The organism is Rhizorhapis sp., from assembly GCF_035276005.1.
Taxonomy (GTDB): domain Bacteria; phylum Pseudomonadota; class Alphaproteobacteria; order Sphingomonadales; family Sphingomonadaceae; genus Rhizorhapis.
The window spans coordinates 1-3,951 of record NZ_DATEMB010000001.1 but is presented as its reverse complement, the minus strand read 5'-3'; the positions used below and the strand labels follow the sequence as shown (position 1 = coordinate 3,951).

Annotated in this window: 7 protein-coding genes; 5 read left to right on the top strand and 2 right to left on the bottom strand. The window is 62.0% G+C overall.

Annotation, left to right across the window (positions count from 1 at the left end):
* The 3 genes from VJS46_RS00035 to VJS46_RS00025 form a co-directional block, all read left to right on the top strand.
* On the top strand, nt 1-427 hold a 427-nt coding region (locus tag VJS46_RS00035), incomplete at its 5' end, for a type-F conjugative transfer system pilin assembly protein TrbC (RefSeq protein WP_324057176.1).
* Nucleotides 399-998, top strand: coding sequence for a peptidase (locus VJS46_RS00030; protein WP_324057174.1), 600 nt, complete (start codon nt 399-401; stop codon nt 996-998). The genes VJS46_RS00035 and VJS46_RS00030, both read left to right, overlap by 29 nt.
* Complete coding sequence (locus tag VJS46_RS00025; RefSeq protein WP_414707944.1) at nt 995-1,882, top strand: conjugal transfer protein TraF; 888 nt, start codon at nt 995-997, stop codon at nt 1,880-1,882. The genes VJS46_RS00030 and VJS46_RS00025 overlap by 4 nt, the downstream gene beginning before the upstream one ends.
* 53 nt (nt 1,883-1,935) lie before the next feature.
* Here VJS46_RS00025 and VJS46_RS00020 read toward each other — a convergent pair whose 3' ends face one another.
* Both VJS46_RS00020 and VJS46_RS00015 read right to left on the bottom strand, forming a co-directional pair.
* Nucleotides 1,936-2,334 carry a type II toxin-antitoxin system VapC family toxin gene (locus VJS46_RS00020; protein ID WP_324057172.1) on the bottom strand — a complete coding sequence of 133 codons (399 nt, stop codon included), beginning with the start codon at nt 2,332-2,334 and terminating at the stop codon, nt 1,936-1,938.
* Nucleotides 2,331-2,624: an AbrB/MazE/SpoVT family DNA-binding domain-containing protein gene (locus tag VJS46_RS00015; RefSeq protein WP_414707943.1), complete on the bottom strand. Its 294-nt coding sequence runs from the start codon at nt 2,622-2,624 to the stop codon at nt 2,331-2,333. The genes VJS46_RS00020 and VJS46_RS00015 overlap by 4 nt, the downstream gene beginning before the upstream one ends.
* Nucleotides 2,625-2,715: 91 nt before the next feature.
* On the opposite strand from VJS46_RS00015, the gene VJS46_RS00010 reads away from it, so the two are divergent.
* Together VJS46_RS00010 and VJS46_RS00005 are read left to right on the top strand one after the other, a co-directional pair.
* Entirely contained in the window at nt 2,716-3,225 is a 510-nt protein-coding gene (locus VJS46_RS00010) for a hypothetical protein (RefSeq protein WP_324057170.1), read from the top strand.
* Nucleotides 3,226-3,271: 46 nt separating this feature from the next.
* On the top strand, nt 3,272-3,951 hold a 680-nt coding region (locus tag VJS46_RS00005; protein ID WP_324057168.1), incomplete at its 3' end, for a conjugal transfer protein TraH.

Below are 3,951 nucleotides of genomic sequence, written 5' to 3'. Positions count from 1 at the left end.
CTCCTCCATGCCTCTCACTATGCTGCGAAATTATGCCGGGCAGCTTGAGCGGACCAGGGGCGTGTTGGCGTTCCGGGGGATGCCCGGCGGTCTCACCAAGGTTGGCCCGATGGCGAAGCTCTCCGCGCAAATCCTGCGGCTCGATCCAGGCTGCGAAGGTCCAGCCTGCGCGATGCGCGACGTTCAGCTCATCGTCGATCCGATCCTGTTCCGCCAGCATGGCGTCGTCCGCGTGCCGGCACTGGGCCTTCTCCCCGGAGATCCGACCAAGCCCTATTGCGAGCGCGAGGAGGATGGGTCGGCATCCGCCAGGGCGAGCCACCTCGTCTATGGCGACGCGGCGCTGTCTGGAATGCTCGAAACCTATGCCCGCCTTGGCGGCACAGAGGAGGTCCGCGATGCTCAGACTCGCCTGGAACGCCGGTAAGTTCGTCTGGCCCAAGGTCCGCGACCTTCCCCACCAAGCGGCCGCCGCCCTTCAATCGACCGATCCTTACCAGCCCTTCGTCCAGAGCCGGCTCGCCAGGGCGATCCTGATCGTGAGCGCCATCGCGCTTTTCGTCTGGTGGGCGCTGCCCCAACTCATCTGGGTCAGAAGCCCATCGATCGACGCCTGGGCAGTCCGGAAGGTCGGCGGCACGGTCGAACGGGATGATCTCGTCATGTTCGATCTGCGCCATCCGCTCGCAGGGCCTCTGCCGGTCAACGTCACCAAATATGCGCTCTGCCTGCCTGGCGACACTCTCGCCGCCTACACTATGCACTCCGATCGCTATCCCAAGCGTCTCGAAGCCGCCTTCTTCTGCAACGGCAGCCTGATTGGCGTCAGCAAACCCTATGGCAAAAGCGGGCAGCGGCTCGACTATTTCCGCTGGGTGACTGGGACGATCCCGGCGGGCAAGGCCTATATCGGTTCTTCTTACAAGGACGGGTTCGACAGCCGCTATTTCGGGCTGGTGCCCATCTCGGCGCTCACGCGCATGGAGCGGGTGCTATGACCCGGCGCGCCATCCGATCGCTGATCTTCGCCGCGGCCCTGGTCACCCCGACGGCCGGCATGTGCGCAACCTCCCCTTCCGCGCCCGCCAAAGTCCGCCAGGGCTATTGGTGGTATGAAGCGCCACCCGCGCCAACGGACGTTGAGAACGTGGAAGAGGCAGTCGAGAAGCCCACGATCCCACCGATGACCGAACTTGCCAAATGGTCGCCACCGCGCATCGCCAAGCTGATCGAGGCGCAGCGCGACTATGCCGCGACCGTACTGAGCGTGGACGCAGTCTCCGACTTCTGGCGGCTTCAGGATTTTGCGCGGCGAAAGGCGCGTGCCTTTGCCGGCGTGACGCAGATCGCGATGCTGACCCACCCTGAACTCAACTCCAAATCGGCCAATCCGATGGTCGGCGACGCGCGCGCGGCGCTGGGCGCGGAGAAGGAGGCGGCGCGTCGCACTTATCTCCGCGCCAACTCACGCGCCTACGCCCTTGTCATGTTCAGCCGGGAGAGCTGCGGCTACTGCCGGGTCCAGTGGCCAATCGCCCAACGATTCCAGGAGGAATATGGCTGGCAGGTGATCCGCCAGGATCTCGGTGCCCATCCTGAGCTGACCCAACGGTTCGGCGTCGAGGTCACGCCAACGACCATGGTCATCAAGCGCGACAGTCAGCAGCGCATGGTGATCGCGAGCGGGGTTGAGGCTTATCCCAATCTCTCGGCCATGGCCTATCAGGCCGTGCGGCTATTGAACGGCGACATCCGTCCCGAACAGTTCATGACTGGCGCGGGAGAGGAAGGTGGCTTCTTCGACGCACTCGCCAATGGCCCGGTGTCGGCCAGCTCCGCCGATGGGGCGTTGAGTGCCTTATCAGCGCAGGCAGACCGCTGATGAAAGCGCCCGCCTGCTCCACAGTCACGAAACCGCCAAACACCGGCCCACTGTTAATCGGGATGAGCTGCATTCTGTCCCGCAGCCTGCAAGAGCTTCACAGCCTTTTTATCAAAGCTCATGAACACATCGGCTCCCAGCCACTGACCGTCATGCGCAATGACACCATCGGCAAAATCGCCCCCCGCGTCCAGGAGGGCGAGGCCAGCCTCGGCTGCCCCGCGATCCAGAACAACATTGCCGGAATTGAGCAGAAGCCGAACCGAGGCCGCGATTTCGCCGGCGGTCAGTTTATAACCGACTTTGAGAACCCAGCAGAATTCGCACAGCGCGGACAGCGGCACCGCGACCAATTCAGAGTTGGTCACCAGCTTGCGTGCGATCGCTCCCTGCTTGACGTCGTCCTGTATCGCCGCGCGGACCAGGATGTTGGTATCCGCCGTGACTTTCACAGTTCTCCGGCCCAGCCCTTAGCGATGATCTCGTTCATTTCTTCAATCGAGAGAGATGGCTGCCCTTCCCGCTTCAGTGACCCGCAAAAATCGGCAATACTGCCAGACGGCCGGTCAGCCCGGATTCGAACTTCGCCTCCTGGCATCTTGTCGATGCTAAGCTTGTCGCCGGGATGGATACCCAGATGCTGGAGCAAATCCTTCTTCAGCGTGATTTGCCCTTTTGCGGTGACCGTGAGTGCATTCATCCGAGTGATCCTTTCGAGCCAGCGTGTAATGGATTTTTTCATTACATTCAAGCCGAGTTTGCAAATCCTGGTGCCTCTTTCCGTACTGGGCATCTCGGTACCAGCCTGCCCTGCGTCTCCCAATAAAGGAAACATGGCGAGACGGGCCGCGATCCACCCGGTCGCCACGTCCAAGGAATTGACCAACTGGCTCGCGCGCGTTCCGCAGACCCGCGATTTCCCACCCGACCTCGACGAAACGTTGCGGTCAGAGAGCAGGTTGTTCGTGATAGAGATGAGTTCGGCGCCCGGCTGCGTGCCATGCGGCGATCTCTGGGCGAAGCTACTTCGCTTGGGCCACGCCTATGGCTGGCAGGTCCGAACCATTTCGCCCGGCGAGGCGCTTATTCGATCCGGGCGGCTCGGCCTCCCCTGGGTTGGCCACCCGGTCCTCTGGGTGCAGCCGGTAGCCGATCCGGCGCGCCTCGTGCCCGCAGCAATCGGCACTGATCATGACGCCAATCTGCTGCGAATCATCTATCTTGGCGTGAAACTGCTGACAGGCGTGAAGCCGGAAATCGGCCTTCGCGCCATGTCCAAATATACCGGTATCGTGGCGCCGGCCGGCGCCGCATCCCCTCAAACCAAGACCAAAGGGAGCTGACCATGGCGGGTCTCAGCCCTCTTCCCCTCCAGCAAGGACACCCGCCATGGCCCCTATCTGTCGCCAATCCCTGACCAGCTTCGCAGCGCTCGGCATCGCTCTGACCGCGCCCGCCGCTCATGCGCAGGGCTGGGCGGAAAGCTGGTTCGACAATGTGACCTATACGAGCCCCGGCAGCTTCGAGGACCAGACCCGCGGCTATGTGACGGCGGGTGGGATGTCCGGCCGGGTCGACGTCCATAATGACTATCTGATGAGCCTCACGCTTCCCAAAGTGAAGGCCGGGTGTGGCGGCATCGACATGTTCTTGGGCGGCATGTCGTTCCTCGACCCCGACTATCTCGTCCAGAAGCTCGAAAGCATTCTTCAGGCCGCGCCCGCAGTCGCATTCCAGTATCTCCTCGAAACGCTCGATGAAAAAATGGGCAATATCATCAGCAAGATGGAGGCGGCGACCAATTACCTCAACTCCATCCAGGTGAATGACTGTCGCCTTTCAAACCGCATGGTCCAGATCGCCAAAGGCGACGACAATATGTCGGGCATCATCGAGGAGATGACCGGCTATCGATCGGTGAAACAGGGCTTCGCCAAAAGCTATCAGCAAAGCCGGGAAAAGATCGAGGCGAATTCCAACAATCCCACCGAGGATCTGAAGGACGCGCTCTCGAACTGCCCCGCGGAGGTCACCGACATCTTCCGGACCGGCTCGCTTCTCTCGCATGC